Origin of the sequence: Planctomonas sp. JC2975, from assembly GCF_012985205.1 — a bacterium.
In the GTDB taxonomy this organism is placed as follows: Bacteria; Actinomycetota; Actinomycetes; order Actinomycetales; family Microbacteriaceae; genus Humibacter.
This window is the reverse complement of record NZ_JABEKS010000001.1, coordinates 2,179,088-2,202,190: the sequence shown is the minus strand read 5'-3', so window position 1 is coordinate 2,202,190 and position 23,103 is coordinate 2,179,088. Positions and strand designations below refer to the sequence as shown.

The 23,103-nt window shown below is 68.5% G+C and carries 24 protein-coding genes; 9 read left to right on the top strand and 15 right to left on the bottom strand.

The features are described 5' to 3' along the window. Positions 1-37: 37 nt before the first annotated feature. The 3 genes from proS to HII28_RS09905 form a co-directional block, all read right to left on the bottom strand. Positions 38-1,459, bottom strand: a complete 1,422-nt coding sequence (proS, locus tag HII28_RS09915; RefSeq protein WP_346769254.1) for a proline--tRNA ligase — start codon at positions 1,457-1,459, stop codon at positions 38-40. Between the two features lie 147 nt (positions 1,460-1,606). After that, positions 1,607-2,086, bottom strand: a complete 480-nt coding sequence (locus HII28_RS09910) for a GNAT family N-acetyltransferase (protein WP_170025252.1) — start codon at positions 2,084-2,086, stop codon at positions 1,607-1,609. Between the two features lie 101 nt (positions 2,087-2,187). Continuing rightward, entirely contained in the window at positions 2,188-3,072 is an 885-nt protein-coding gene (locus HII28_RS09905) for an alpha/beta hydrolase (RefSeq protein ID WP_170025251.1), read from the bottom strand. 288 nt (positions 3,073-3,360) lie between these two features. Here HII28_RS09905 and HII28_RS09900 point away from each other — a divergent pair, with 288 nt between their 5' ends. After that, positions 3,361-4,494, top strand: a complete 1,134-nt coding sequence (locus HII28_RS09900) for a low temperature requirement protein A (RefSeq protein WP_170025250.1) — start codon at positions 3,361-3,363, stop codon at positions 4,492-4,494. Positions 4,495-4,775: 281 nt separating this feature from the next. Further along, the gene (locus tag HII28_RS09895) at positions 4,776-6,998 is read left to right on the top strand and encodes a DEAD/DEAH box helicase (RefSeq protein WP_170025249.1); all 2,223 of its coding nucleotides are present in this window, start codon (positions 4,776-4,778) and stop codon (positions 6,996-6,998) included. A 118-nt stretch (positions 6,999-7,116) separates the two neighbouring features. Here the strand turns inward: HII28_RS09895 and HII28_RS09890 are convergent, their stop codons facing one another. From HII28_RS09890 to HII28_RS09880, 3 genes are all read right to left on the bottom strand, one after another. After that, a complete protein-coding gene (locus HII28_RS09890; RefSeq protein WP_170025248.1) occupies positions 7,117-7,545 on the bottom strand; it encodes a hypothetical protein in 429 nt (142 codons plus the stop codon). A 93-nt stretch (positions 7,546-7,638) separates the two neighbouring features. Further along, entirely contained in the window at positions 7,639-8,175 is a 537-nt protein-coding gene (locus tag HII28_RS09885; protein ID WP_170025247.1) for a DUF6611 family protein, read from the bottom strand. Positions 8,176-8,279: 104 nt separating this feature from the next. Further along, positions 8,280-8,903 (bottom strand): TetR/AcrR family transcriptional regulator, encoded by a 624-nt coding sequence (locus HII28_RS09880; RefSeq protein WP_205864616.1) that lies wholly within the window; start codon positions 8,901-8,903, stop codon positions 8,280-8,282. Between the two features lie 53 nt (positions 8,904-8,956). Here HII28_RS09880 and HII28_RS09875 point away from each other — a divergent pair, with 53 nt between their 5' ends. Continuing rightward, a complete protein-coding gene (locus HII28_RS09875; protein ID WP_170025246.1) occupies positions 8,957-9,676 on the top strand; it encodes an SDR family oxidoreductase in 720 nt (239 codons plus the stop codon). Between the two features lie 55 nt (positions 9,677-9,731). Here the strand turns inward: HII28_RS09875 and HII28_RS09870 are convergent, their stop codons facing one another. Further along, entirely contained in the window at positions 9,732-10,502 is a 771-nt protein-coding gene (locus HII28_RS09870; RefSeq protein ID WP_205864615.1) for a TetR/AcrR family transcriptional regulator, read from the bottom strand. A gap of 119 nt (positions 10,503-10,621) precedes the next feature. Between HII28_RS09870 and HII28_RS09865 the strand changes: the two genes are divergently transcribed. The 5 genes from HII28_RS09865 to HII28_RS09845 all read left to right on the top strand — a co-directional run bounded on the left by HII28_RS09865 (position 10,622) and on the right by HII28_RS09845 (position 15,829). Continuing rightward, on the top strand, positions 10,622-10,870 hold the full coding sequence (locus HII28_RS09865; RefSeq protein WP_170025245.1) for a hypothetical protein: 249 nt from the start codon (positions 10,622-10,624) through the stop codon (positions 10,868-10,870). A gap of 167 nt (positions 10,871-11,037) precedes the next feature. Continuing rightward, positions 11,038-12,699, top strand: coding sequence for an ABC transporter substrate-binding protein (locus tag HII28_RS09860; RefSeq protein WP_170025244.1), 1,662 nt, complete (start codon positions 11,038-11,040; stop codon positions 12,697-12,699). A 164-nt stretch (positions 12,700-12,863) separates the two neighbouring features. Next, entirely contained in the window at positions 12,864-15,059 is a 2,196-nt protein-coding gene (locus HII28_RS09855; RefSeq protein WP_170025243.1) for an MMPL family transporter, read from the top strand. A 92-nt stretch (positions 15,060-15,151) separates the two neighbouring features. Beyond that, on the top strand, positions 15,152-15,340 hold the full coding sequence (locus tag HII28_RS09850; RefSeq protein ID WP_170025242.1) for a hypothetical protein: 189 nt from the start codon (positions 15,152-15,154) through the stop codon (positions 15,338-15,340). A gap of 156 nt (positions 15,341-15,496) precedes the next feature. Then, on the top strand, positions 15,497-15,829 hold the full coding sequence (locus tag HII28_RS09845) for a YciI family protein (protein ID WP_170025241.1): 333 nt from the start codon (positions 15,497-15,499) through the stop codon (positions 15,827-15,829). Between the two features lie 142 nt (positions 15,830-15,971). On the opposite strand, the gene HII28_RS09840 is transcribed toward HII28_RS09845, so the two are convergent. Further along, complete coding sequence (locus HII28_RS09840) at positions 15,972-16,193, bottom strand: PLD nuclease N-terminal domain-containing protein (protein ID WP_170025240.1); 222 nt, start codon at positions 16,191-16,193, stop codon at positions 15,972-15,974. A 62-nt stretch (positions 16,194-16,255) separates the two neighbouring features. On the opposite strand from HII28_RS09840, the gene HII28_RS09835 reads away from it, so the two are divergent. Then, complete coding sequence (locus HII28_RS09835; protein ID WP_170025239.1) at positions 16,256-16,855, top strand: FMN-binding negative transcriptional regulator; 600 nt, start codon at positions 16,256-16,258, stop codon at positions 16,853-16,855. 7 nt (positions 16,856-16,862) lie between these two features. Here HII28_RS09835 and HII28_RS09830 read toward each other — a convergent pair whose 3' ends face one another. The 7 genes from HII28_RS09830 to HII28_RS09800 all read right to left on the bottom strand — a co-directional run bounded on the left by HII28_RS09830 (position 16,863) and on the right by HII28_RS09800 (position 23,012). Continuing rightward, complete coding sequence (locus HII28_RS09830; RefSeq protein ID WP_170025238.1) at positions 16,863-17,354, bottom strand: MarR family transcriptional regulator; 492 nt, start codon at positions 17,352-17,354, stop codon at positions 16,863-16,865. A 9-nt stretch (positions 17,355-17,363) separates the two neighbouring features. After that, the gene (locus HII28_RS09825; protein ID WP_346769253.1) at positions 17,364-19,220 is read right to left on the bottom strand and encodes an MFS transporter; all 1,857 of its coding nucleotides are present in this window, start codon (positions 19,218-19,220) and stop codon (positions 17,364-17,366) included. A 207-nt stretch (positions 19,221-19,427) separates the two neighbouring features. Continuing rightward, on the bottom strand, positions 19,428-20,240 hold the full coding sequence (locus tag HII28_RS09820; RefSeq protein ID WP_170025237.1) for an aquaporin: 813 nt from the start codon (positions 20,238-20,240) through the stop codon (positions 19,428-19,430). Between the two features lie 7 nt (positions 20,241-20,247). Next, on the bottom strand, positions 20,248-20,613 hold the full coding sequence (locus tag HII28_RS09815) for a hypothetical protein (RefSeq protein WP_170025236.1): 366 nt from the start codon (positions 20,611-20,613) through the stop codon (positions 20,248-20,250). A 235-nt stretch (positions 20,614-20,848) separates the two neighbouring features. Beyond that, entirely contained in the window at positions 20,849-21,535 is a 687-nt protein-coding gene (locus HII28_RS09810; protein WP_170025235.1) for an SDR family oxidoreductase, read from the bottom strand. A gap of 29 nt (positions 21,536-21,564) precedes the next feature. After that, complete coding sequence (locus tag HII28_RS09805; protein ID WP_170025234.1) at positions 21,565-22,242, bottom strand: copper resistance CopC family protein; 678 nt, start codon at positions 22,240-22,242, stop codon at positions 21,565-21,567. After that, positions 22,242-23,012 (bottom strand): YcnI family protein, encoded by a 771-nt coding sequence (locus tag HII28_RS09800; RefSeq protein ID WP_170025233.1) that lies wholly within the window; start codon positions 23,010-23,012, stop codon positions 22,242-22,244. Before HII28_RS09800 ends, HII28_RS09805 begins: the two co-directional genes overlap by 1 nt. Positions 23,013-23,103 lie beyond the last annotated feature (91 nt).

The window sequence follows — 23,103 nt, the reverse complement described above, 5'->3', positions numbered from 1 at the left end:
GCGCCGAGCGCGCCGATGGCGCGTTCTCCGCATCCGTTCAGTAGCTGCGGCCCACGATCGCGAACAGGTCCTCCGTGGTGTCGGCGGCCGGCAGGCCGCCTTCAGCGGTCTGAAGGCAGCGAACGGTGATGGCACTCGCGGCGAGCTCGTCTTCGCCGCTCTCGCCGAGCGCGGCGTAGGGAATCCGAGCGAAGCCCGAGGCCGCAGCGGCGACCGCCTCCGTCACGGTCTCCACGTCGGCGGTGTTCTCGGCGAGCCGCCGGGAGGCTTGCTCGAACAACTCTGCCTGCATCGCGTCGAGAAGCACCGGCACCGAGGTGCGCAGCTGATCCAGCGGCAGGGTCGTCTTCCCCTGCACGTCGCGACGGCCGATCGTTGCCTGCTGCGCATCCAAGTCGCGCGGACCGACTTCGATGCGCAGCGGAACACCCTTGAGCTCCCATTCGACGATGCGGCGGCCGAAGCCGGGTGTGCTGCGCGCGTCGAGACGCACCCGCACCCCGGCATCCGTGAGCTCATCGGCGATCGCGGATGCCGCAGCAACGGTGCGCTCGTCGTCCTTCACGGCGACGACGACCGCCTGGATCGGCGCGATGCGCGGCGGCACGCGAAGACCGGCTTGATCGCCGTGCGACATGATCAGCCCGCCCATCATGCGCGTGCTCGACCCCCACGAGGTCGTCCAGCACGTCTGTACCGTGCCGGCGGAATCCGTGTATCCGATGTCGAAGGCGCGTGCGAAGTTCTGGCCCAGCTCATGGCTCGTCGCCATCTGCAAGGCTTTGCCGTCGCCCATCATCGCCTCGCACGTCATGGTGTTGATCGCGCCGGCGAAGCGCTCGCGGGGGCTCTTCACCCCGACCAGCACGGGAATGGCGAGCGTCTCCTGCAGGAAGTCGCGATACACCTCGAGATGGATGCGGCGCGCGTACGCGGCAGCATCCTCGGCTGTCGCGTGGGCGGTATGCCCCTCCTGCCAGAGGAACTCGGTGGTGCGCAGGAACAGGCGAGGCCGCAGCTCCCAGCGCACGACATTCGACCACTGGTTGAGCAGCATCGGCAGATCGCGGTGGGACTGAACCCACTTCGCCATCAGCTCGCCGAAGACGGTCTCGCTCGTCGGTCGCACGACGACCGGCTCGGTCAGCTCCTTGCCGCCGGCGTGCGTGACGACGGCGAGCTCGGGGCTGAAGCCCTCGACGTGCTCCGCCTCGCGCTCGAGATAGGACTGCGGGATGAACAGCGGCAGGTACACGTTCTCGGCACCGGTGCGCTTGATGCGCGCATCGACGTCGGCCTGCATCCGCTCCCAGATCGAGTACGCATACGGTCGGATGACCATGGTGCCGCGCACCGGTCCGTTGTCGGCGAGCTGGGCCTTCTCCAGCACGTCCTGATACCAGCGGGGGAAGTCATCGCGCACCGACGCCAGAACGCCGGGGCCGTCGTTGTGAGCCACGGCACCACGATAGGGGGAAACGAAACGACTCATGCCTCGCGCACTCCCGGATCCGGGTGTGCACGTGCGGGTCCGGGGGCTGCGCCCGTTCGCGTCCGGGTCGCGCGCTGTGCACGAGGGAACGGCGCACGCATTCGGGGCGTCGGCTCAGGAAGCCCCGAGCTCCTTCGCGAAGCAGACGCTCGACGGCGAACCGACGTAGGGGCCGAACCGCGGGATCGGAACGTATCCGTGCCGGCGGTAGAAGGCCAGCGCCGCATCGTGGAGAGGCCCGGTCTCCAGCACCAGGCGGGGAAGCCCCTGCGCCATCGCGGCGTCTTCGATCCGGGTCAGGATGCGTGAGGCGAGGCCGAGGCGGCGGGAATCCGGATGCACGAACATCCGCTTCAGCTCTCCCTCGTCGTGCCGTGCGACGAGGGCGCCCATGGCCAGTGCGCCACCGGCGTCATCACGTGCGACGAAAAGTCGCACACCCGGCTCGTCGAGCTCGGCGGGCGTGAGCAGGAAGCACTCCTCCGGCGGATACAACGAGAGCGAGTACTCGGCGCCGAGGCGCAGCAGCTCTTCGATGCCGTTCGCGTACGGCGACTCGAGGCCGATCGTGATGGTGGACGGGCTCTCCGGCATGGCGTTCATGCTAGGTCGGGAATGTGTCGGCCGCGTTTCGCGCAGATAGTGCACGAGCCGCCGGGCGGACGCCTCGGGACCCAGCCACGACGATCCGCTGCTCAGCCGAGATAGCGGTGCAGGAACGCGGCGACGGCGGCTCTGCTGGCCGCATCCAGCTCGGCGATCGAATGGCGGTCGCCGGGAACGATTCGCATCCTGGTCGGCACGCCGACACGTTCGAGGGCTGCTGCGAACGCCTGACCTTGCTCGTGCGGCACGAAGTCCCGCTCCGATCCTTGGATGAATGCGGGCGGGTCGCTCGAGTCGACGTGCGTGATGGCGGATGCCGCGGATGCCTGCCGACAGTTCGCGAACGATGCGCAGCCGAGATAGCCGAGCACGAGTGACTGCAGCCCTGCTCCCGGATGCCCGAGCGACTGGCCGTTCGCGGTGAGGTCTACCGGACCTGACAGGTCGACGAGAGCGGCGACGCGGGTGCCGCGATCCGTCGGTCCCGATCCCTCCGTGGCCAGCAGTGCGGCCAGGCTGCCGCCGGCCGAACCCCCGACCAGGCCGATACGGGCCGGATCGAAGCCGTACCTGACAGTGGTCGCCGGCGTGCGCATCCAGGCGATCGCGGAGCGCAGCTCGTTCGGTGCGACGGGGAAGCGGCCCGGCTCGCCGAGCGAGTAGTCGGCCGAGAACGTGACGAATCCCTCGGCCGCGAGCCATTCGCACACCGCGTGGTATGCGGTGGTGCCCTTGTCGCCGCGCGCCCATCCGCCCCCGTGGATGAGGAGGACGGCCGGGCGCTCCGTTCCCGCGGTCACCGGCGAGCAGACATCCAGATCGAGCGGCGTGCCGTCCGGCGCCGACGCATATCGCACGTTGCGACTCGTGCGGATTCCGCCCGGCGCGACGAACGACGCGATCCCCGACGTCCGTGATGCGACGGCGTCGTGAACGGTTCCGGAAGCCGCTTGCGCCGCCGTCGTGGCGCGCACGGATGAACTGTGCGCACGGGGTGCGGAGATCAGGATCCCAGCGACAGCCACTGTCGCGATCGCTGCAGCAGCGAACGGGACGATCAGGCCACGTCGGCGGGTGTGGTGGCGGCGATCCGCACGTTGTGCTCGTGGCACGGGCGACTCGGTTCTCGGCGGGCGGCTGCGTTCGCGTGGCGCGGGAGGAGCCGGGTGATGCGGACGGTGAGGCTGCGGTGGACAGGTACGACTGCACTGAGGGTAAGCCACGGTCGCGGTGAAGAAGTGCAGGCATCCGAGAATGGGGTGGTGACCGCAGCCTCGCAGGGACCTCGCGCCTTTGCACGGACCGGCAGCATCGCGTCGCGGGTGTCGACGCTCGAGCTGCTGTTCGACCTCGTCTTCGTGTACACGGTGAGTCAGGTGGCGGAGTCGATCGTGGAGCATCCGACGATCGTCGTCGCCGTGCAGGCCGCCATCACCGTCGGGGTCGTGTGGTGGATGTACGACGCGTACTGCTGGCTGACGAACCAGGCGGCGGAGCAGACGGTGCTGAGCCGGTTGCTTCTCATCGCGGCGATGGCGGCGTTCCTGGTCATGTCGTTGACGATCGGGGATGCGTGGGGCGAGCTCGGACTGGTCTTCGGCGTCTGCTACGCGGTCGTCGTCGTCATCCACGCCGGGCTCTTCATCGGTCGCGGCGGTGCGAGCGGCATGCGCGCCATGCTGCGGGTCGGACCGCTCAACCTGCTCGCCGCCCTCAGCCTGATCGCGTCGGGATTCGTCGAGGGGCCGCTCGACTGGGTGTTCTTCCTCGTACCGTTCGTGCTGTTCGCGGTGTCGGCGGTGATCGCCCGGCGCGTCGGTTTCGCGCTCGGTCCCGAGCACTTCGTCGAGCGGCACGGCGCCGTCATGATCATCGTGTTCGGCGAGTCGATCGTCTCGGTGGGGGCCGGGCTGGCGCAGCACGAGCTCGGCGCAGCGATCGTGGGCGCGGTCGCGACTGTCGCGGTGGTCGCATCCCTGTGGTGGTGCTACTTCACGGGCGACGACGAACGCGCCGTCGCCGTGATGACGGATGCCTCGCCGCAGCGTCGGGCTGCCATCGGGGTCACCGCCTACTACGTCGATCACCTGGTGATGATCGTGGGGCTCATCTACCTGGCATCCGGTCTGCACGGAGCGCTCGCGGATGCCTTCGCCGTCGCGCCTGCACCGTTCGCGTGGTTCATCGCCGCGGGTGTCGCGCTGTTCCTGGCCGGCGATGTGGCATACCGGCTCACGCTCGGACTTGGACACGTCGCCTGGCGCATCGTCGCTGCCGTGCTCGTGCTCTCGACCGGACTGCTGGGGCTCGTCGACCCGGTGATCGTGCAGTTGGCGGCGGTCGTGCTGGTCGTGGTGCTGGCCCTCGTGGCCGAGCGGATGCTCCGGCGCGCGTGATGCGGCGCCCAGAGGGCTGCCAGGCACGCGTCCTGTAGACTTGATCGGTCGGCTCTGGACACCGCGCGGTCGCGCGGATGGGTTTGTAAGTCTGTTGGGCCGGTTCCGCCGGGTGCGATCCGCACCTCTTGCGTCGATGTGCGCCGTGGCGGATGGCCCTGTATGGAAAACGGTCCTCATGAAGGCGGCGTTCGTCGCTGCCTGCCCGAGGTTCTGCAAGGACGCGACGGCTTGTCGCGGGTTCTGCCCTGCACACTCGAGATCAACCCAGAAGAATCCTCATGCCCAAGAACAAGAAACCTGCCGGTCGACCGAACTTCGACCCCAGCTACGCCAAGAAGTCCGGCGGTCACAAGCCGTACGGCGCCAAGTCGGCCGCCAAGCCGGGCAGCCGCAGCGCCGGCCACCGCGGATACCGTCCTGAAGACGCTGATGCCCCCAAGAAGCGCCGCTGGACGGCCGACGACCGCGCCGTCCGCGGTCACGCACCCGAGCGTGCCCGCGGCGTACGCGACGAGTCCCGTGGCGACGGCGAGTACTCGCGTCCGTCGCGCGACAACGGCGGATACCGCGGCCAGCGCGACGAGCGCGGCCAGTACGGCCGTCCGGCCCGTGACGACCGCGGACACGGCCGCGGCAACCGCGACGACACCCGCTCGTACGGTGACGACCGCCGCCAGTCCGGCGAGCGCCGTTCCTTCGACACGTCGACGAGCTCGGCGCAGCGCGCCGACCGTCAGCGCCGTGACGACCGCCCGGCACGTCGATACGACGACGACAGTCCGCGTCGCTTCAACGACGAGCGTCCTGCTCGCCGTTTCGATGACGACCGTCCCCGTCGCAGCTTCGACAGCGGCGAGCGCCCCGCTCGTCGTTTCGACGACCGTCCGCGTCGGGATGACGAGCGTCCTGCCCGCCGCTTCGACAACGATGAGCGCCCCGCCCGTCGCTTCGAGGACCGTCCGGCTCGTCGTTACGGCGACGACCGTCCGCGTCGTTCGTTCGACGACGACCGTCCGCGTCGTTCGTTCGACGACGACCGTCCGCGTCGTTCGTTCGACGACGACCGTCCGCGTCGTTCCTTCGACAACGATCGCTCTCGCCGTTCCTTCGACGACCGTCCGGCTCGTCGTTTCGATGACGACCGTCCCCGTCGGTCCTTCGACGACCGACGCTCTGACGCTCCGCGCGAGCGACGCGACTCCGACTTCTACCCGAAGAAGGACGAACAGCACGGCTTCACGCCGAACGACGACGTGGTGCTCGAGCGGCTCCAGGCCGAGGCGATCGAGGCGTCCGACGTCGAGGGCGTGACGTTCGCCGACCTCGGGCTCGGTGGCAACATCGTCCGTGCCCTCAACGAGCTCGGCGCATCGAGCCCGTTCCCGATCCAGGCGGCGACGATCCCCGACGTGCTCTCCGGGCGCGACGTGCTCGGCCGCGGCCGCACCGGATCCGGCAAGACCATCGCCTTCGGCGCCCCGCTCGTCGAGCGTCTGATGCAGCTCTGGGCCGAGTCCGGCCGGGCGAACGGCAAGCGCACCATGGGTCGCTCGCCTCGTGCGCTCATCATGGCCCCGACCCGCGAGCTCGCCCTGCAGATCGACCGCACGGTGCAGCCGATCGCGCGCAGCGTCGGCCTGTTCACCACGCAGATCTACGGCGGCGTTCCGCAGGCGCGCCAGGTGGGCGCGCTGCGTCGCGGCGTCGACATCGTGATCGGCACCCCCGGCCGCATCGAGGACCTCATCAACCAGGGCCACCTCGACCTCAGCGAGGTCGCGATCACGGTGCTGGACGAGGCCGACCACATGTGCGACCTCGGCTTCCTCGAGCCGGTGCAGCGCATCCTGCGTCAGACCGCGGAAGGCGGCCAGAAGCTGCTGTTCTCGGCGACGCTCGACACGGGCGTCGCGAACCTCGTCGACGAGTTCCTCGTGGAGCCCGCTGTTCACGAGGTCGCCGGTGAGGACCAGGCGTCCGGCACGATCGACCATCGCGTGTTCGTCATCGAGCACCGCGAGAAGGGCGCGATCGTCGAGCAGCTCGCGGACCGCGACGGCAAGACGCTCGTCTTCGCGCGCACGCGTGCTTTTGCGGAGCAGCTGGCCGAGCAGCTCGACGACGCGGGCATCCCCGCGGTCTCGCTGCACGGCGACCTCAGCCAGTCCCGCCGCCAGCGCAACCTCGACAAGCTGTCGAACGGTCGCGTGTCGGTGCTCGTTGCCACGGATGTCGCGGCGCGCGGCATCCACGTCGACGACGTCGACCTCGTGATCCAGGCCGACGCCCCCGACGAGTACAAGACCTACCTGCACCGCTCCGGACGCACCGGTCGCGCCGGCAAGCGCGGCACGGTCGTGACGCTCATCCCGCGTCAGCGTCGCCGTCGCATGACCGAGTTGCTCGGTCGCGCCGAGATCGAGGCGGAGTTCGACGAGGTCGCAGCAGGCGACGCTCGTATCAGCGACGTGATCGCGGCCGCAGAGGGGTCCGTCGCCTAGTCTGTCCAGACGCTCTGCATGGCAGCGCCCCGTCTCCCGGAACAGGGAGGCGGGGCGCTTTCTCGTCCCCGGTCCGGCCTTGCGGCGCCAGGTCGCGTTGGGGGATGTTCCGACGAGCTCAACCAGCTGCAGCGGCCACGCGCTGCCGCGTGAGCGCAGCGGCGCCGACGCCGATGTAGAGCGCGGCGGCCACGACGAATCCAACGGACATGGCGAAGGACAGCCATCCGCTGTCGGTGATCATCGTTCCTACTCCCGCGAGGAACGTCAGGATGATGACGATGAACGCCCAGAGCGCGGTGCGCTCAGCAAGGTGGTGACGCCTGGCGGCCGTCCAGGCCCTGACGGCGACCACGATGAGGCCGATGCCGACGAGCCCGTGCAGGCTCAGCAGGATGACGGCGACGACCTCGCCTCCGCCGTGGTTCTCCTCGGGACTCCCGACGAGATTGGCGCCCATTCCGAGCAGGAACTGCAGAGCAAGAGCGCTCAGCGCCTCGCGGGATCGGCCGACCAGAGCGTCGGCTGGGCTCACATTCGCGGACATCGGCGTCCCCTTTCGTTCGACGGATCGCACCTGTCATGCGCCATTCTCGGCGCGCGAGGAGCGCCCGTCATGAGGCCGCCGGAGTACCTGCTCCTACTCTGAGCGGAGTAGGCCGTAGACCCGACCCCACTCGAACTCGTAGTCGACGGGGTCGACCTCTCCCTCGCGAGCGCGGCGGTCGAGGTCGTCGAGCGTTCCGACCGCGCGGCGGATGAGGTCGATGCGTCCGTCGACGCACCACGCTCGGGCATCCCGCGCCTCCGTCGCCACGACGCGGCGCACGAGCCCGCGGATGCGGCGGCTCGGAACCAGCGCGACAGCGAGGCCGATCGCGTACACGACGAACACCGTCGGCGTCAGAACCGCGGACGGGACGAGGTCGCCGAGGCACATGAACGCGCCGATCCCGGCGAGGGCACCGGCCAACGGCCAGGTGCGCGCGAACCACAGCACGGCACGCTCCCGATCGTTCGTGCCTGGCGGATAGATGACGAGCACGTGCTGCACCACTGAACCGGTCCGGTCGAGAACGCGGGTTTCGAATCGACCCCACGGATGCGGGCCGGCCACGATCCTCCGCAGCCGCGATGGGGCTGCGCTGTGCACTGCATCATGGCCGGCCGTCGTCATGATTCCACTGTGGGTCGACGGTGCGGCGCCGACGGCGGTCCTCACGGGATCGACACGCCCTGGATGCCGTCCCTGACGCCTTGCTAACGGTCTGCGTCCCGTTGCTACCGGCCGCCGGCGAGCATCCCGGTCAGTTCGTCGACGAGAGCGTCGTCCGGATCCACCCCTGTGGCCAGTACGCGGTACCAGATGACGCCGAAGACCACGTCGGCGAGCGTTCCGGGGCGGATGCCGTCGGGGAAGTCTCCGCGCGCCCGCGCCCGGTCGACGATCACCGCGAGTGCATCACGCCGCCGGAGCAGGAACTGCTCCCGGAAGTCGACCCCGAAGGCCGGATCCACCTGCGCCTGTCCCATCAGCGCGGCGAGAAGCTCTCGCACGCCCGACGTGCGTCCGATGTCGAACGACTGGGTGAGAAAGGCGCGCAGGTCGAGCTCGAAGCTGCCGCGGTCCTCGGTGGAGACGAGGAGTTCCGCGTTCACGGCCACCGCCTCCATCAGCACGTGAGCCTTCGACGGCCACCACCGGTAGATGGTCTGCTTGCCGACACCGGCTTCCGCCGCGATGCCCTCGATGGTGAGCGACTGCAGTCCCGACGCGGCGAACAGTGAGAACGCGGCCTGCAGGATGGCGAGCCTGCTCTGCTCGCTCCGCTTGCGTCCGGCCTTCGACGCCGCGCTGTCGCCTTCAGAACCGGACGTCTCGTCGGATGCCTTCACGTGGTCCACGATGCCATGCTAATCTCCATTACGAGACGCAACGGTTCGAAATAGGAGAAGTCATGACATCCACATCCCTCGTCATCGGCGGCACGTCCGGAATCGGGCTCGCGACGGCGATCCGCCTCGCCGCGGCGGGAGACACCGTGCACATCGCAGCACGACGCACCGACCGGTTGGCCGCGGTCGCCGCCGAGCATCCCGAACTCATCGGACACTCCGTCGACGCCGGCGACCGAGGAGCCCTCGACGCGCTCTTCGCCGAGCTCGGCACCGTTGACAGGTTGATCGTGACGGTGGCGAGCAACGCAGGCATGGGCCCGATCGCGGGCCTCGAACTGACTGCCCTTCGTGACGCCTTCGACGCGAAGTACTGGCCGACCGTCACGAGCATTCAGGCGGCGATTCCTCACCTGAAGGCTGACGGATCCATCACGCTCATCGGCGCCATCACCGGCCGCATGGGCATGAGCGAGACGGCGGGGATCGGCTCGTTGAACGCGGCCGTCGAAGGGCTCGTGCAACCGCTCGCCACCGAGCTCGCACCGATCCGCGTGAACGCCGTCAGCCCGGGCGGCGTGGACACGCCGTGGTGGGACTTCGTTCCGGCCGAGGTGCGCGAGCAGCTCTTCGCGCAGACGGCGGCCACGCTGCCCGTGCGTCATGTTGCCACGGCAGACGAGATCGCCGAGGCGGTCGTCTTCGCGGCCACGAGTCGCAACGTGACGGGCACCGTCATCGAGACGGATGGCGGCGCGCACCTCGGATCCGTCGCCGCCTGAACGACGACACGCGAACACACCCGATCACGGACCCCACGGGATGTCGCGCTCCCGCCTACGCGGTGGGTGTCGCGGCATCCCCTCGGTCATCGAGCAACTGCGCGACACGCTCGCGCACATCGGGTGCCGGAACACCCGACGCCAGTCGGTCGATGATCTCGTCCATGATCATCGCGACCGTGCCCGGCATGTCGACCGCGTCCGGGTCGAGCAGCCACTGCACCTGAAGGCCGTCCATGACGGCGATGAGGGCGCTCGCGGCATCGCTGACGGCCTTGTCCGTCGGCCCGTCGCCCACCACCTCGCGGATGACGCCGGCGAGCTTCGCGCGCAGGCCAGTCAGGCGTCCGCGGAAGTACTCCTGGGCCGGATGTCCCTCTGTCACGGATTCCGCTGACAGCACGGCGTACGTCTGCACCACTCCGCGCCGATGGGTGTTCTCCTCGACCGTGCCGAGCAGGTGGGAGAGGAACGCCGGACCGGTCACCTGGGGTCGTCCGGCGACCCCGTCCACGGCGTCGCCGTCGCGATAGCGCAGCACGGCGACGAGGAGGCCCTCTTTGCTGCCGAAGTGGTGCAGCACGCCGGCGTGGGTCATGCCCGCCTGCTGCGCGACCTCGACGAGGGCACCCTTGTTGTAGCCGCGTGCGCCGAAGACGCTCATCGCCGCCTTCAGCACGGCCTCCCGGCGTTCGAGGGTACGGGCTTGCTGCTTCGAGAGCGGCTTCTCGGGAGTGTCGGTGGGGTCCTGAGATCCGGCCGACCGACCGTCGCCGTTGCCCGGCTGCGCGTCGCCCGCTGCGGTGGGGGCTGCTTCGTCGGGCACGGTCGTCTCCTCTGTGAATGGATTCAGCGGCAATCCTTCAGTAGTCGGGTTGAACTTAACACCCGACCCTGTGCGCGTTGCTCGAACGCTACTGTCAACTTACTTACGAGTCAGTAACTGTGCCACGGTGTTCTACGCGGGTCATCGAGCAGATCGTCGAGCTGTGCGAGCGTCTCGGCTTCTCCGTGATCGTCATCACCGACGACGTGGCGCGACTGGTCGAGATCGCCCATCGCACCGCGATCGCGTACGCGGCCGACATCGTTGAACAGGGACGCGGCACGGCTGTGCCGTCGGCCGCTGCCCTGAACTGGCGCACCATCCGCGACCCCGCAAGTTCCGGAACGCGCCGGAGCCCGGTACGCTGACTGGCCAGACCCACGATTCCCGAATGTCGTGCCCCCGGACGCAGAGCGAACCCCCGCGCTGACTCTGCGTTGCTTCCGCCCGGAAACGCCGGAGCCCGCCTGCCGGCGAACCGGCGCGCCACCAGCGCCGAGTGCGCCGGGGAATCGCGTGCAAGGAGGCAACGGGAATGAAGATCACCAGAGGCATGGCCGTCGTGGCGGCAGCCCTCGTGGCGGTGGGCTTGTCGCTCTCCGGATGCTCGGGCAGCGATTCCTCGTCCGCCGCGGGCGATAATGTCCTGACCATCGGCATGCCCAACGGTCCGCAGTCCGACAACTCGAACCCATTCCTCAACTCCTCTGCTGCGTCGTTGCTCGGATACCGCTACGCGATCTACGAGCCGATCGCGGAGATCAACGATGCGGTTCCGTCGCAGAAGGCGACTCCGTGGCTGGCCACGTCGTGGAAGTGGAATGCGGCGTACACGAAGCTGACCATCACCGCCCGACACGGCGTGACCTGGTCCGACGGCGTGGCCTTCTCAGCCGCGGACATCGCCTACTCGCTCCAGCTCCGCAAGGACAATCCCGCCCTGAACACCGAGGGCCTGCCCTACGACGACATCACCACGAGCGGCGACACCGTGAGCGTGACCTTCGGCACGGGACAGTTCGTCAACCAGGTCAAGGTGCTTCAACTCTTCATCGTTCCCGAGCACATCTGGAAGACGATCAAGGACCCGACGAAGGACCCGGTCAAGAAGCCCGTCGGCACCGGACCGTACGTGCTCACCAGCTGGACCCCGCAGGCCGTCACCCTGAAGGCCAACAAGCACTACTGGGGCGGCAAGCTCGCCGCTCCGGAGCTGCGCTACGTCTCGTACAGCGGAAACGACACCCTCACGACGGCTCTCGTCACCGGCGCAGCACAGTGGGGCTGGACGTTCATCGCCGACTACCAGCACGTCTACATCGACATGGACAAGGCCCACAATCGCGTCTACTACCCGGCGGGACTCGGCATCGACGACATCGTGCTGAACAACGAGAAGGCACCGTTCAACGACGTCGCCGTGCGTCGGGCGCTGAACATGGTCGTCGACCGTGCCAAGGAGAGCAAGGTCGCCGAGTCGGGGATCTTCCCCGAACTCACCAACGTGACGGGCATTCCGACACCAGCCGGTGACTCGTTCATCTCCGACGCCTACAAGGACAAAGAGTTCTCGATCGACGTGAAGGGCGCGAAGAAGGTCCTGACCGACGCCGGATACACCTACAACGGCAACACGCTGATCGGCAAGGACGGCACGCCCGTCGCCTTCACCATCTCGGCCCCCGCCGGCTGGAACGACTACGACCTCGGGCTGACGCTGATCCAGGCATCCGCTCTGTCGATCGGCATCAACGTGACGATCGAGAACCCCACAGCCGACGCGTGGACCGACTCCCTCAACACCGGCAACTTCCAGGCCGCCATTCACTGGACGAACGGCGGGGTCACCCCGTGGGAGAGCTACGCCGACATGTTCGACCCGGCCTACTACGTTCCGATCGGTCAGGAAGCCGTCTGGAACTACGGCCGATACCAGAATGACGCGGCGAAGTCGCTGTTCACCGCGTACACCGACGCGACCGACGACGCAGACCGCACGAAGGCGCTCGACGCGTTGCAGAAGATCTTCGTCGAAGACGTTCCGGCGATCGCGATGACCGCGCACCGGGCGGGCGCCGAGACCTCGACCCAGTACTACACAGGCTGGCCGTCCGACTCGAATCCCTACGCCAACCCGCAGCCCACCATGGGGAACGTGGCGCTCATTCTGACCAAGCTCAAGGCCGCGACCGACTGACTCCGGCCCGTCTCGGTCGAGGGCCGCCTCCACCCGGCCTCCACCCGCGTTCCACCCCTTCCCGCGCACTCTCCACCCACGGTCCGAGGCGCTCGCGCACCGCGCCGAAGAACATCGAAGGACGGCGGATGCCGTTCCGATGGAACCGGAAGGTGAGTGGCGCGATGGCTCGATGGTGGCAAGCGGTGGGAGCATTCAGCGCTCGACGTCGCTGGTGGGTGATCGCGGCGTGGATCGTGCTGCTGTTCACGGCCGTCGGGAGCATGGTGGCGTTCGCGAAGCCGTTGGACTCGGACATCACCGTCAAGGGGCTGCAGTCCATCACCACGCTGCACACCGTCGACCGCATGTTCGGCACCGGCAACGCCTCCGGCCAGGTCGTCTTCGCCGCGCCGAAGGGCAAGACGCTCACGGCGGCGGATGCCGCCTCCGTCAGCCGGCTGACGACGCAACTCTCCGCCGTCACCGGAGTGTCCTCTGCGATCGATCCGTTCGCCGCACCGAGGGCGGGCGGGCTCTCGGCCGACGGCCGGATCGGATACATCACGGTGCAACTCGACTCGCCGAAGCTGTCCTCGGAGACGGCGACGGGCATCCTCGCGGCCGTCGATCACGCGGATTCCCCGCAACTCGAGGTGACAGCGACCTCAGGGGCCGTCGGCGCCTCGACCACCACGTCGTCGCAGCTGCCCGGCATCATTGTGGCGCTCGTCGTGCTGCTCATCACGTTCGGCACCATCGTTGCGGCGGGGATGCCGCTGGTCTCCGCCCTGGTCGGTCTCGGAACGGGCATCACCGCGATCTACGCCGCGACCTCCTTCGTCTCCCTCACCTCGGTGGCACCGACCCTCGCGATCCTGCTCGGGCTCGCGGTGGGCATCGACTACTCGCTGTTCATCGTGAGCCGTCACCGACGCCAACTGCTGGAGGGGATGTCGCCGCAGGAGTCGCTGCCCCTGGCCGTCGGGACGGCGGGCACCGCCGTCTTCTTCGCCGCGGCGACCGTCATCATCGCGCTCGCCGGGCTGGCGGTCGAGGGCTTGGGATTCCTCACCCAGATGGGTCTCGCCGCGGCTTTCGCCGTGTTCGTCGCCATGCTCGCGGCACTCACACTGACGCCGGCGCTGCTGTCGCTGGCCGGATCCCGCCTGCTGAGTCGCCGCGCTCGTCGCCGGCTCGCGTCTGGCAAGGTGAAGCGCAAGCGACGGATCGCCGCGGGGTGGGTGGCCGCCATCCAGAAGCGGCCCGTGCTGTTCCTCATCGGCGGGCTCGTGCTGATCGGAATCCTCGCCGCGCCGGTGGCTCAGCTGCGGCTCGGACTCGGCAACGACGGGACGATGCCGTCGTCGACGACGCAGCGACAGGCATCCGATCTGCTCGCCGAGGGGTTCGGCGCCGGCGCTGACGGCCCGCTGGAGGTGCTCGCCACGTATGCCTCGACGCCCACGCCGGCCGAGGCGGAGTCGCTCGTGCGCACCGTGGGGGCGACCCCCGGTGTCGCGCATGCTCTGGCAGCGGGAGCGAAGGGCGATGCCGTGCTCGTGGCCGTGATCCCGAAGAGCGAGCCGTCTGACGACGCGACCGTCGCGCTTGTCGGCGCCCTGCGCGACCCATCTCTGAGGCACGCCGTGCAGGGGACCCCACAGCTCGAGGTCACCGGCCAGACCGCCGTGGACATCGACATCTCCGCGCGACTCGCGTCGGCGCTGCCGCTCTACCTCGGGCTGGTCGCTCTGTTCGCATTCCTGCTGATGGTCGCCGTTTTCCGGTCGATCCTGGTGCCGTTGAAGGCCGCGATCAGCTTTCTGCTCAGCCTTGCGGCAGCCCTTGGCGTCACTGTCGCCGTCTTCCAGTGGGGATGGCTCGGCGGCCTCTTCGGCGTCGATCCTCCGGCTCCGCTGCTCGCCTTCCTTCCCACCATCGTGATCGGGGTGCTCTTCGGTCTCTCGATGGACTACGAGATGTTCCTGGTCACGGGGATGCGCGAGCACTACGTGCATCACGAGAGCGCAAGGGGAGCTGTCTCCACCGGGTTCCAGCAGGGCGCCAAGGTCGTCGTGGCCGCCGCGCTCATCATGATCGGAGTCTTCGGCAACGGTGTCGTGGAAGGGGACGCGACGATCCGGCCGATCGCGTTCGCGCTGGCCGTCGGCATCCTCGTCGACGCGTTCGTCGTGCGCATGACGATCGTTCCCGCGGTCATGGCCCTGTTCGGGCGCGCCGCGTGGTGGCTTCCGCAATGGTTGCAGCGGATCGTGCCATCCGTGGATGTCGAGGGAGCGTCGCTGAGCCGGCCGACGACATCCGCTCTCGCAGCCGAGGCCGCCGATGCGCCGGAGCCGGTCGTCGACCGCGTGTGAGGGCGGCTCGCCCGTCGTCACCCGGTCCATGACCGCTGTTCCGCCAGGAGAGCACCGACGACAAGGGCGACCCACGGCAGTATCGTGACGACATGAGCTTGGGAATGGGGCCGGGCACTCCCGGTCCGGTCACGATGAAGCCCGGCGAAGGAGCGACCTCCGGGCTGCCGCCGGCACCGGAGCGCTCGCACGGCCCGGCACGGTGGTTCGGGCTCGGACTCACCACCGGGGTGGTCGGCACTCTCATCGTGGTGGCGATCCTGATCGCGATCTCGCACTAGGGGTCGCGGGCGTCCATCGGTCTGGCGCGCTGATCAGCGTTCGGCCGGCCGCTTCCGACGCTGCTGCCGCAACCGCTGAGGCCTCTTCCCGACCCCTGTCGAAAACGCGGAACCTCGTTCGACGTCTACGTGACCGACCTTCCAGGAGGAACAACCATGAAGTACATGATGATCGTGGCCACCGACCCCAACGCCGAGCCGTACTCGGCCGAGGAGGACAACATCCAGGAATGGGGCGACTTCGTCTCGAAGAAGGGCGCGTGGATCGACGGCAGCCGGCTGCGTCCTTCGGAGGACGCCAAGACGGTGCGCCTCCGCCAGGGCGAACTCTCGGTGACCGACGGCCCGTTCCTCGAGACGAAGGAGATGATCGCCGGCTACGACGTGCTCGAGTGCGAGAGCGTCGAGGATGCCGTCGAGATCGCATCGAAGCACCCCATGGCGCGATTCGGGCAGATCGAGGTGCGCCCGTTCTGGCCGTTCGAGTAACCCCCGCCCGCCGAATGACGCCGGCCGATCGCGCGACCGGCGGCAGTCGCACCCCGTGCGGCAGAGCACGAAGGCCCCGGCCAGGACGCACCCGTCGTCCTCCGGGGCCTTCGTCGTGCAGGCAGGAGCGGATGCCGTTCCGTCAGCGCCGGCGTCCGGCCAGGAAGTAGACCATCGGCCCCACCCAGTTGACGAGGATCACAGGGATCCACACCGGCTTCGGCCCGCGCACCTCGTCCTGATCGCGTCGTGCGAGATCGACGAACCCGGCGACGGTGAGGGACACCTGCACGATGACGGCGACGACGACCGCCACCTTGGACGGCGTCGGCAGGTCGGCGAAGTTGCTGCGTGCGAGCGACATGCATCCATCCTGCCTCCAACGGCCACCAGCGCCGGGCGCGGTGCGTGTGTTTTCCTTGATCCATGAGGCACACCCCCCACTACCTGATGACGGATCCGAACGAGGTCAAACGACTGATCCGTAACAACCCGTGGGCCACGATCGTGTCGAACACGGCCGACGGACTCGTCGCCTCGCACTATCCGGTGCTGCTCGACGAGGACAGCGACGACATCGTGATCCTCAGCCACTTCGGTCGTCCTGACGAGGAGCTGCACGAGCTGGGGCGGCACGAGGTGCTGGTTATCATCCAGGGGCCGCACGATTACGTGTCCTCCAGCTGGTACGAGCCCGGCGACATCGTGCCGACCTGGAATCACGTGACCGCGCACCTGTACGGCACGCCGGAGATCCTCTCCGAAGAGGAGAATTTCCGGGTTCTGTCGCGGCTCACCGACCACTTCGAGCAGCATTACCCGCACGGCAGGAGCCTGTCGGAGGACGAGGCGGGCGCTCGCCGCATCGCGAAGGGCACTGTCGGACTGCGGATGCTCGTCACCCGCTTCGACGCACGCTCCAAGCTCAGCCAGAACAAGAAGCCAGAGGTCACCGACCGCATCATCGAGAACATCCAGCAGGGCAACCCCGGTCTTGCGGAGGAGATGCGCCGCGTCCGCCACTGACCGCCGGTCAGAACTCCTTGGGCTTCGGCACCGCAGACGCCACTCGCTCCAGCGTGTCCAGGATGCCCGTGATCGCGTCCACCTCGTCGTCGTCCAGTTCGGCCATGAGCTTGCCGACCCGCTCGGCGCGTTCGGCCCGGGCGCGCAGCACGGCCTCGGCCCCGGCCTCCGTGGCGGTCACGAGCGACGAGCGTCCGTCGTCGGGATCCGCATGTCGCTCCACGAGTCCGCGTGCCTCGAGGTCCGCCACGAGGCGGGTGATGCCGGGAGCGCCGATGGACTCGATCCTGGCGAGATCGCCCGGACGAAGCGGACCCTTTCGCGCGATGCTCGACAGAGCGGACAGCTGCGCCTGGGTGAGGTGGGATCCGACGGCGCGGATCCTGCGGTTGATCCGTCCGACGACGACCGCGAGGCGCGCTGCCGTCTCGTCCCGGTCGCCTGCCGCGTGGACGTCGGCTGAATCGGCGTCCGCGGTGCGAGTGTCAGGGCGTGGCATCCGTCGATCCTAGGGCGCGCCGGTCGGGGTTGCGTCGGCCGTGGCTGAACTCGTGACGGCGGCTGCGGGGGCATCGGCCGCCGTCGCGGCGACGGAAGCGGATGCCTTGTCGGAGGCATCCGCACTTCCGCCGGGCTCGTTGTGCAGGCGCACAGGAGCGGTGTCGGCGTGCACATACTTCTTGCCGCGGCTGAAGGACGCGACCGCGCCGATCAGGGACATGATCGCCGCCGCGATGAACACCACGGCGAGTCCGTCGTGGAACGCATTCTGGATCAGCTGGGGGAAGAACTCCTTGCCCGTCAGCGTGGCCGCATCTGCGGCGGGCAGTTTGGCGAGCACGCCGGTCGGCCCGAGCAGGCTCTCGATCGGGTTGTAGCCCAGGAACGTCGCGAACACACTGCTCACCGGCGGCAGCTCGGCGATCTTGTGCGCGGCGGCCGACGGAACGCCGTGCGAGGTGAGCCCGTCGTACAGGGCGCTCGGCAGCGACGCGGCGAGACCCGAGATGAGCAGCGAGAAGAACAGACCCATCGAGAGCGACGTCCCGGCGTTCTGCACCGTGCCCGCCATTCCGGATGCCGCCCCTCGCTGATTCGCTGGAACGCTGTTCATGATCGCGGTGCGGTTCGGCGCCCCGAACATGCCGGATCCGATTCCGGAGAGGCCGGTGATGATGGCGAACTGCCAGTACTCGAAGTTCACCGGGATGAGCAGCAGCAGCACGAAGGTGATCGCCACGATGAGCAGGCCGAGCGTCGCGAACAGCCGAGCGCCGAACCTGTCGGACAGCACGCCGGAGAGCGGCCCGGCGATGAGGAACCCGATCGTGATCGGCAGCATGTAGATGCCGGCCCAGAGGGGAGTGTCCGCATAGTTGTAGCCGTGCAGCGGCAGCCAGATGCCCTGCAGCCAGATGATCAGCATGAACTGCAGGCCGCCTCGCCCGACCGATGCGAGGAGTCCGGCGAGGTTCGCCATCGCGAACGCCCTGATCCTGAACAGGCGCATGTTGAACATCGGCGACTTCGCGCGCAGCTCGATGAACGTGAAGACGACGAGCAGCAGGGCGCCGCCGATGATCCCGCCCAGTACCCAGGGGTTGGTCCATCCGGTGGAGTTGCCGCCGTAGGGCTGGATGCCGTACGTGATCGCGGTGAGCAGTGCCGTCAGGCCGACGGCGAACGTGATGTTGCCCGGCCAATCCAGCTTGCCGGGGTTCTTGGTCCCCACCTCCTTGAGGGAGATGTACGACCAGATGGTGCCGATGATGCCGATCGGCACGCTCACGAAGAAGACAGCACGCCAGTCGACGACGGCCAGCAGACCGCCGACGATGAGGCCGATGAAGCTTCCGGCGATGGCGGCGACCTGGTTGATCCCGAGGGCCATGCCGCGGCGGTTCGCCGGGAAGGCATCCGTCAGGATCGCTGTCGAGTTGGCGAACAGCATGGCGCCGCCGATGCCCTGCACGAGCCGCCATACGATGAGCCACATGGCTCCGGCGCCGTTGGTGAACGGGTCGAACGCGAGGGCGATCGATCCGATCGTGAACACCACGAAGCCGAGGTTGTAGATGCGCACGCGACCGTACATGTCGCCGAGGCGCCCGAACGTCACGACCAGCACGGCGGTGACGAGCATGTAGCCCATCAGCATCCAGAGCAGGTAGCTCACGTTGCCCGCCTCGAGCGGGTTGAGCCTGATGCCCTTGAAGATGGCGGGCAACGAGATGATGACGATCGACGAGTTGATCGTCGCCATCAGCATGCCGAGGGTGGTGTTGCTCAGGGCGACCCACTTGTAGCGAGGGTGGTCCTTGGTGAACAGGGCGCGGGAGGGCGGCGGTGTGGTGGCGGTGGTCACAGAACTCCAGAACGGCGTAACGACTGAACTATTTGCTTGATGTGAAACAAATATAGTCCGACCGTTCGAACTCCGAACTACGGATGTCCGTCCAGAAGCAATCGGAACGGAACGTTCACGAAGAATCGGCCTCTGCTCCACCTTCCGAGGCGGTGGACGAGCACGGATGAAGGGATCGGCAGCGGAGAGTCAGTCGCTGCGCGACGGCTACGTGCCAGACGTGCGATTCGGTCCCGCGCCCTGTGCCGCGCGTCTGGACACCGCATCGCCGCCGCGTCCGCGAAGGCCGAACGCGGCGGCCACCGCGAGTCCGGATCCCACGAATGGTCCCACGATGTAGACCCACAGATGGGCGTAGTCGCCGCTGACCAGCGCCGGGCCGATCGATCGCGCGGGGTTCATCGACGCCCCGCTCACCGCACCGGCCCACAACCCGGCGAGGACAACCCATCCGCCGGCCGCGAAGGCCGAGAGTGCACCCACGTTCTGCGCTCCTGAGGCGGCGCCCAGAATGATCGTCACGAGTCCGAACGTCAGGAGCCCCTCGACCACGGCGGCCTGCGTGTCGGTGAACTGCGGGCCGGGGACCGTGAGCCCCGCCGCCCCGTGCACGCCGAAGACCGCCGCGAGCGTCGCCGCCGCTGCCGCCGCTCCTGCGAGCTGGGCGAACACGTAACCGGGAACCCGCATCCACTGGAAATCGGTGCGGAACGCGAACGCGATCGTGACGACGGGGTTCAGATGTGCGCCGGAGACAGCACCCGTCGCGAGGATGACGGCCAGCACCACGAGTCCGGGAGCCGTCACTGCCGCTGCGGATCCCACGGCGCCGTGCGTCAGGGCATCCACCACGCCGCCGCCCGCCGCCGTCAGCACGAGCAGGTATGTGCCGAGGAACTCGGCGAGAAGCCGAACCCACTCCAGTCGCAGGTCGTTGAAGGAGTGCACGTACTCGCGCTCCCGGCCGGAGAGCTCGGGATACACACGGGTGCTGTCGCCGGGACGCTGCGCAAGTCTCATCCGATGCTCACAGTCCGACGATCCTGACGGGGATGTCAGCGTCCTCGTCGATGTAGTTCGATGCGCACACCCGGTGGTATCCGTCGGCGATCTGGGCGGGGCGGCCGCCGGCGAGGTCGCCGCGCACGATCAGGCACGGCGAGAGCGGCTCACCGACGGCGATGCGCCCGAGCTGCTTCGCGACATCCGGATTGTCCCGCGGAAGCAGCGGAAGCGCGGACGCACGCAAGATGTCCTTGGCCTTGAACGACGTCGATTTCGCCGCACGCAACCGGTCGGCGATGCGACGTGCGTCTTTGGCCCGGATGGTCAGGGCCAGATACGAGGCCGCCGCGTCGTAGTCGTGGGCGGCGGGATCGGGATGCCAGAGCATCCCCGGGTTCTGCGGTGCTGTGTCGGTGGACGTCGTCGTTCTCCTCGTGCAGGCACGGCACCGGCTGGGTCGTGCAGCCGCCACGGATCTCGGACGCCATGGTCGGTGAGCACACCGTACGCCGCGGGCGTCATCCGGAACAGCAACAAAATCCTCAGGTTGACGTGTCTCCACGTGATGCCGACCGAGGCTCGTACGCCGACTCTCGGCCGGCCTGGCGTCGCTGCGCCGCGGCTCAGCGTCCCGGCCGCACCCGCAGCTCCGTCAGATCAGCGTCGCGAGGCAGGTCGAGCGCCGTCAGCACCGCTGTCACGACCGATTCGGGGCGAATCCAGTCGGCATCGTCGTAGTCGGCGCCCTCCTGCTCGTGCACCCGCTGCTGCATCGGCGTCGCCGTCCGGCCGGGGTACACGCTCGTCACGCGCACACCAGCCTCGCGCTCCTCGGCACGGAGCGAATCAGCCAGTGCACGCAGCCCGAACTTGCTCGCCGCATACGCGCCCCACTGCGGCGATGCATTCAGCCCTGCCCCCGAGTTCACGAACACCACCCGACCGGATGCCTCGCGCAGCGCCGGCAGCGCGAGGCGGGTCAGCTCGGCAGGGGCCTCCAGATTCACGGCGAGCGTCCGCCGCCACACCGCGGATGGCAGCGCCGAGACAGGACCGAGGTCGACCACTCCTGCGACGTGCAGCACGGAGTCGAGGCGGGTCGGCATCCGCTCACCGACGGATTCCGCCAGAGACTCCGGATGTTCGAGGTCGCCCACCACGGTGCTCGCGCCCGGGAACTCCGCTGCCAGCTCGGCGGCTCGTTCGTCGTTCCGAGCCAGCAGCAGGAGTTCGTCCCCTCGCCCGTGCAGAGCGCGGGCGAGGGCGGATCCGATGCCGGAGGTGGCGCCGGTGAGGAAATGGATGGGCATTTCTCCAGTATGCGGGGGAGGCGGGCGCCTCACCGGGCGCGCCGTCGGGTGAGGACCAGCACCAGCACCGCGATCAGCGCGAGCACGACGATCGCCACGGCGATGACCACGACGATGACGATCGCGCCGGAGTCGACGGTCCCCTGCGCTGTTCCCGCGCTCGCCTTCGCGGTGCTGGTGGCTCCAGCACCCTTGCACGGGCTCGTTGCCGAGCCCTTGGCGACAGTCGTTCCTGACGGCGGTGCGTACGTGAAGACGATCGAGTCGGACACGACGTGACCGTCCGCGGAGACGACCTGCCACGTGACCAGGTACTTTCCTGGGCCACCGAGGGCCACAGGAGCCGTGACGTTGCGGTCCTGCACGGTCGGGCATCCGGTCTCGAAGTGCGTGGACGCTCCGTCGGGACCCGTCACCTGCAGCAGCGCTCCTGGACCCGAGGTCGCCAGGTCGAGCACCACGTCGTCGAACGTGAGACGAACGCTGTCGATCGGGGTCGTCTGCGTCGATCCCGCCTTCGGCGAGCTGTCCACGAGGTAGTCGTGGGCGCTCGCGGGGGCCGAGGTCAGCGCGCCGACGACCGCGGCGGCCGCGAGGGCGACGACCGCGGCCGCGGCGCCAAGGCTCCGCCTCTTCGGAAGGCGGATGCGACGTGTCGCCCGTACGTGGTCTGATCCACCTCCCGAAAGCCGAGACCGACGCGGCATCAGGCCTCGCCCCCGCCCGAGCCTTCTCCGCCCTCCGATGAATCTGCCCGCGGAGCGGCCTGAGCGCTCGGACGCCTGGTCAGCGCGAGAACCGAGATCACGAGGGCGATGGCGCCGAGCGCCAGCCCGCCGAGGCCCAGACCGATCCCGAGCGTGCTCGTCGTCGACGCGCCGGAGGCGACCGGTACGGTCGAGCTGCTCACGATCGTGGGGGTCGAGTCGCCGGGTGGCTGGTCGTTGATGTAGAGCGTGGGCGCCGGATGCTCCGGCTCCTTGCCCGATGCCGGTGTCGCCTGGTCCCACTTCACGACGCTGCCGTCCGAATAGGTCTGCGTTGCCGGGAGCACCATCTTTCCGGTGTTCGGCACGATGCCTGCCGAAACACTGAACTCCTGGAACTGGCCGGGGCCGACCTGGGTGCCGGCATCGGCGGTCCAGACGATCTTCGTCGGAGCCGACGTGACGGTGGCGCCGTTGATCTTCACGGGCTCGGGCAAGGTGGTCGTCGTGACGACGGCCGACCATCCGGGCACCGGCTTGTACGAGACCGAGGTGAACGGGGTGTCGGTCGGGAAGTCGACCTCGAGTCCGACCGTGCCGGCCGTCGCGGACTCGTTCGGCACGCGGAACGTGATCACCGCGTACGTGCCGGCCGATGCCTGGTCCGGGTCGATCCGCACGTGCGCCTCGGCTGCGAGGGGGGTGGCGACCGCGAGGGCGACCGCGGCGGCTGCGACAGCTGCTGCCATCGCGAAACTTCGTCTGATCATGGATTCTTTCAATATGCCTGCTCGTGCATACGATGCACGATGCGCTGGATGCTGACGTCGGAGCGGCGAACGCGCGTCGACGCCGACCGCA

Excerpts from the sequence above, each read along its gene's own strand:
- HII28_RS09910 (WP_170025252.1), bottom strand. The coding sequence starts at position 2,086 with ATGCCGGAGAGCCCGTCCACCATCACGATCGGCCTCGAGTCGCCGTAC.
- HII28_RS09895 (WP_170025249.1), top strand. The coding sequence starts at position 4,776 with ATGCCCAAGAACAAGAAACCTGCCGGTCGACCGAACTTCGACCCCAGC.
- HII28_RS09890 (WP_170025248.1), bottom strand. The coding sequence starts at position 7,545 with ATGTCCGCGAATGTGAGCCCAGCCGACGCTCTGGTCGGCCGATCCCGC.
- HII28_RS09885 (WP_170025247.1), bottom strand. The coding sequence starts at position 8,175 with ATGACGACGGCCGGCCATGATGCAGTGCACAGCGCAGCCCCATCGCGG.
- HII28_RS09875 (WP_170025246.1), top strand. The coding sequence starts at position 8,957 with ATGACATCCACATCCCTCGTCATCGGCGGCACGTCCGGAATCGGGCTC.
- HII28_RS09860 (WP_170025244.1), top strand. The coding sequence starts at position 11,038 with ATGAAGATCACCAGAGGCATGGCCGTCGTGGCGGCAGCCCTCGTGGCG.
- HII28_RS09855 (WP_170025243.1), top strand. The coding sequence starts at position 12,864 with ATGGCTCGATGGTGGCAAGCGGTGGGAGCATTCAGCGCTCGACGTCGC.
- HII28_RS09850 (WP_170025242.1), top strand. The coding sequence starts at position 15,152 with ATGAGCTTGGGAATGGGGCCGGGCACTCCCGGTCCGGTCACGATGAAG.
- HII28_RS09845 (WP_170025241.1), top strand. The coding sequence starts at position 15,497 with ATGAAGTACATGATGATCGTGGCCACCGACCCCAACGCCGAGCCGTAC.
- HII28_RS09840 (WP_170025240.1), bottom strand. The coding sequence starts at position 16,193 with ATGTCGCTCGCACGCAGCAACTTCGCCGACCTGCCGACGCCGTCCAAG.
- HII28_RS09835 (WP_170025239.1), top strand. The coding sequence starts at position 16,256 with ATGAGGCACACCCCCCACTACCTGATGACGGATCCGAACGAGGTCAAA.
- HII28_RS09830 (WP_170025238.1), bottom strand. The coding sequence starts at position 17,354 with ATGCCACGCCCTGACACTCGCACCGCGGACGCCGATTCAGCCGACGTC.
- HII28_RS09820 (WP_170025237.1), bottom strand. The coding sequence starts at position 20,240 with ATGAGACTTGCGCAGCGTCCCGGCGACAGCACCCGTGTGTATCCCGAG.
- HII28_RS09815 (WP_170025236.1), bottom strand. The coding sequence starts at position 20,613 with ATGCTCTGGCATCCCGATCCCGCCGCCCACGACTACGACGCGGCGGCC.
- HII28_RS09810 (WP_170025235.1), bottom strand. The coding sequence starts at position 21,535 with ATGCCCATCCATTTCCTCACCGGCGCCACCTCCGGCATCGGATCCGCC.
- HII28_RS09805 (WP_170025234.1), bottom strand. The coding sequence starts at position 22,242 with ATGCCGCGTCGGTCTCGGCTTTCGGGAGGTGGATCAGACCACGTACGG.
- HII28_RS09800 (WP_170025233.1), bottom strand. The coding sequence starts at position 23,012 with ATGATCAGACGAAGTTTCGCGATGGCAGCAGCTGTCGCAGCCGCCGCG.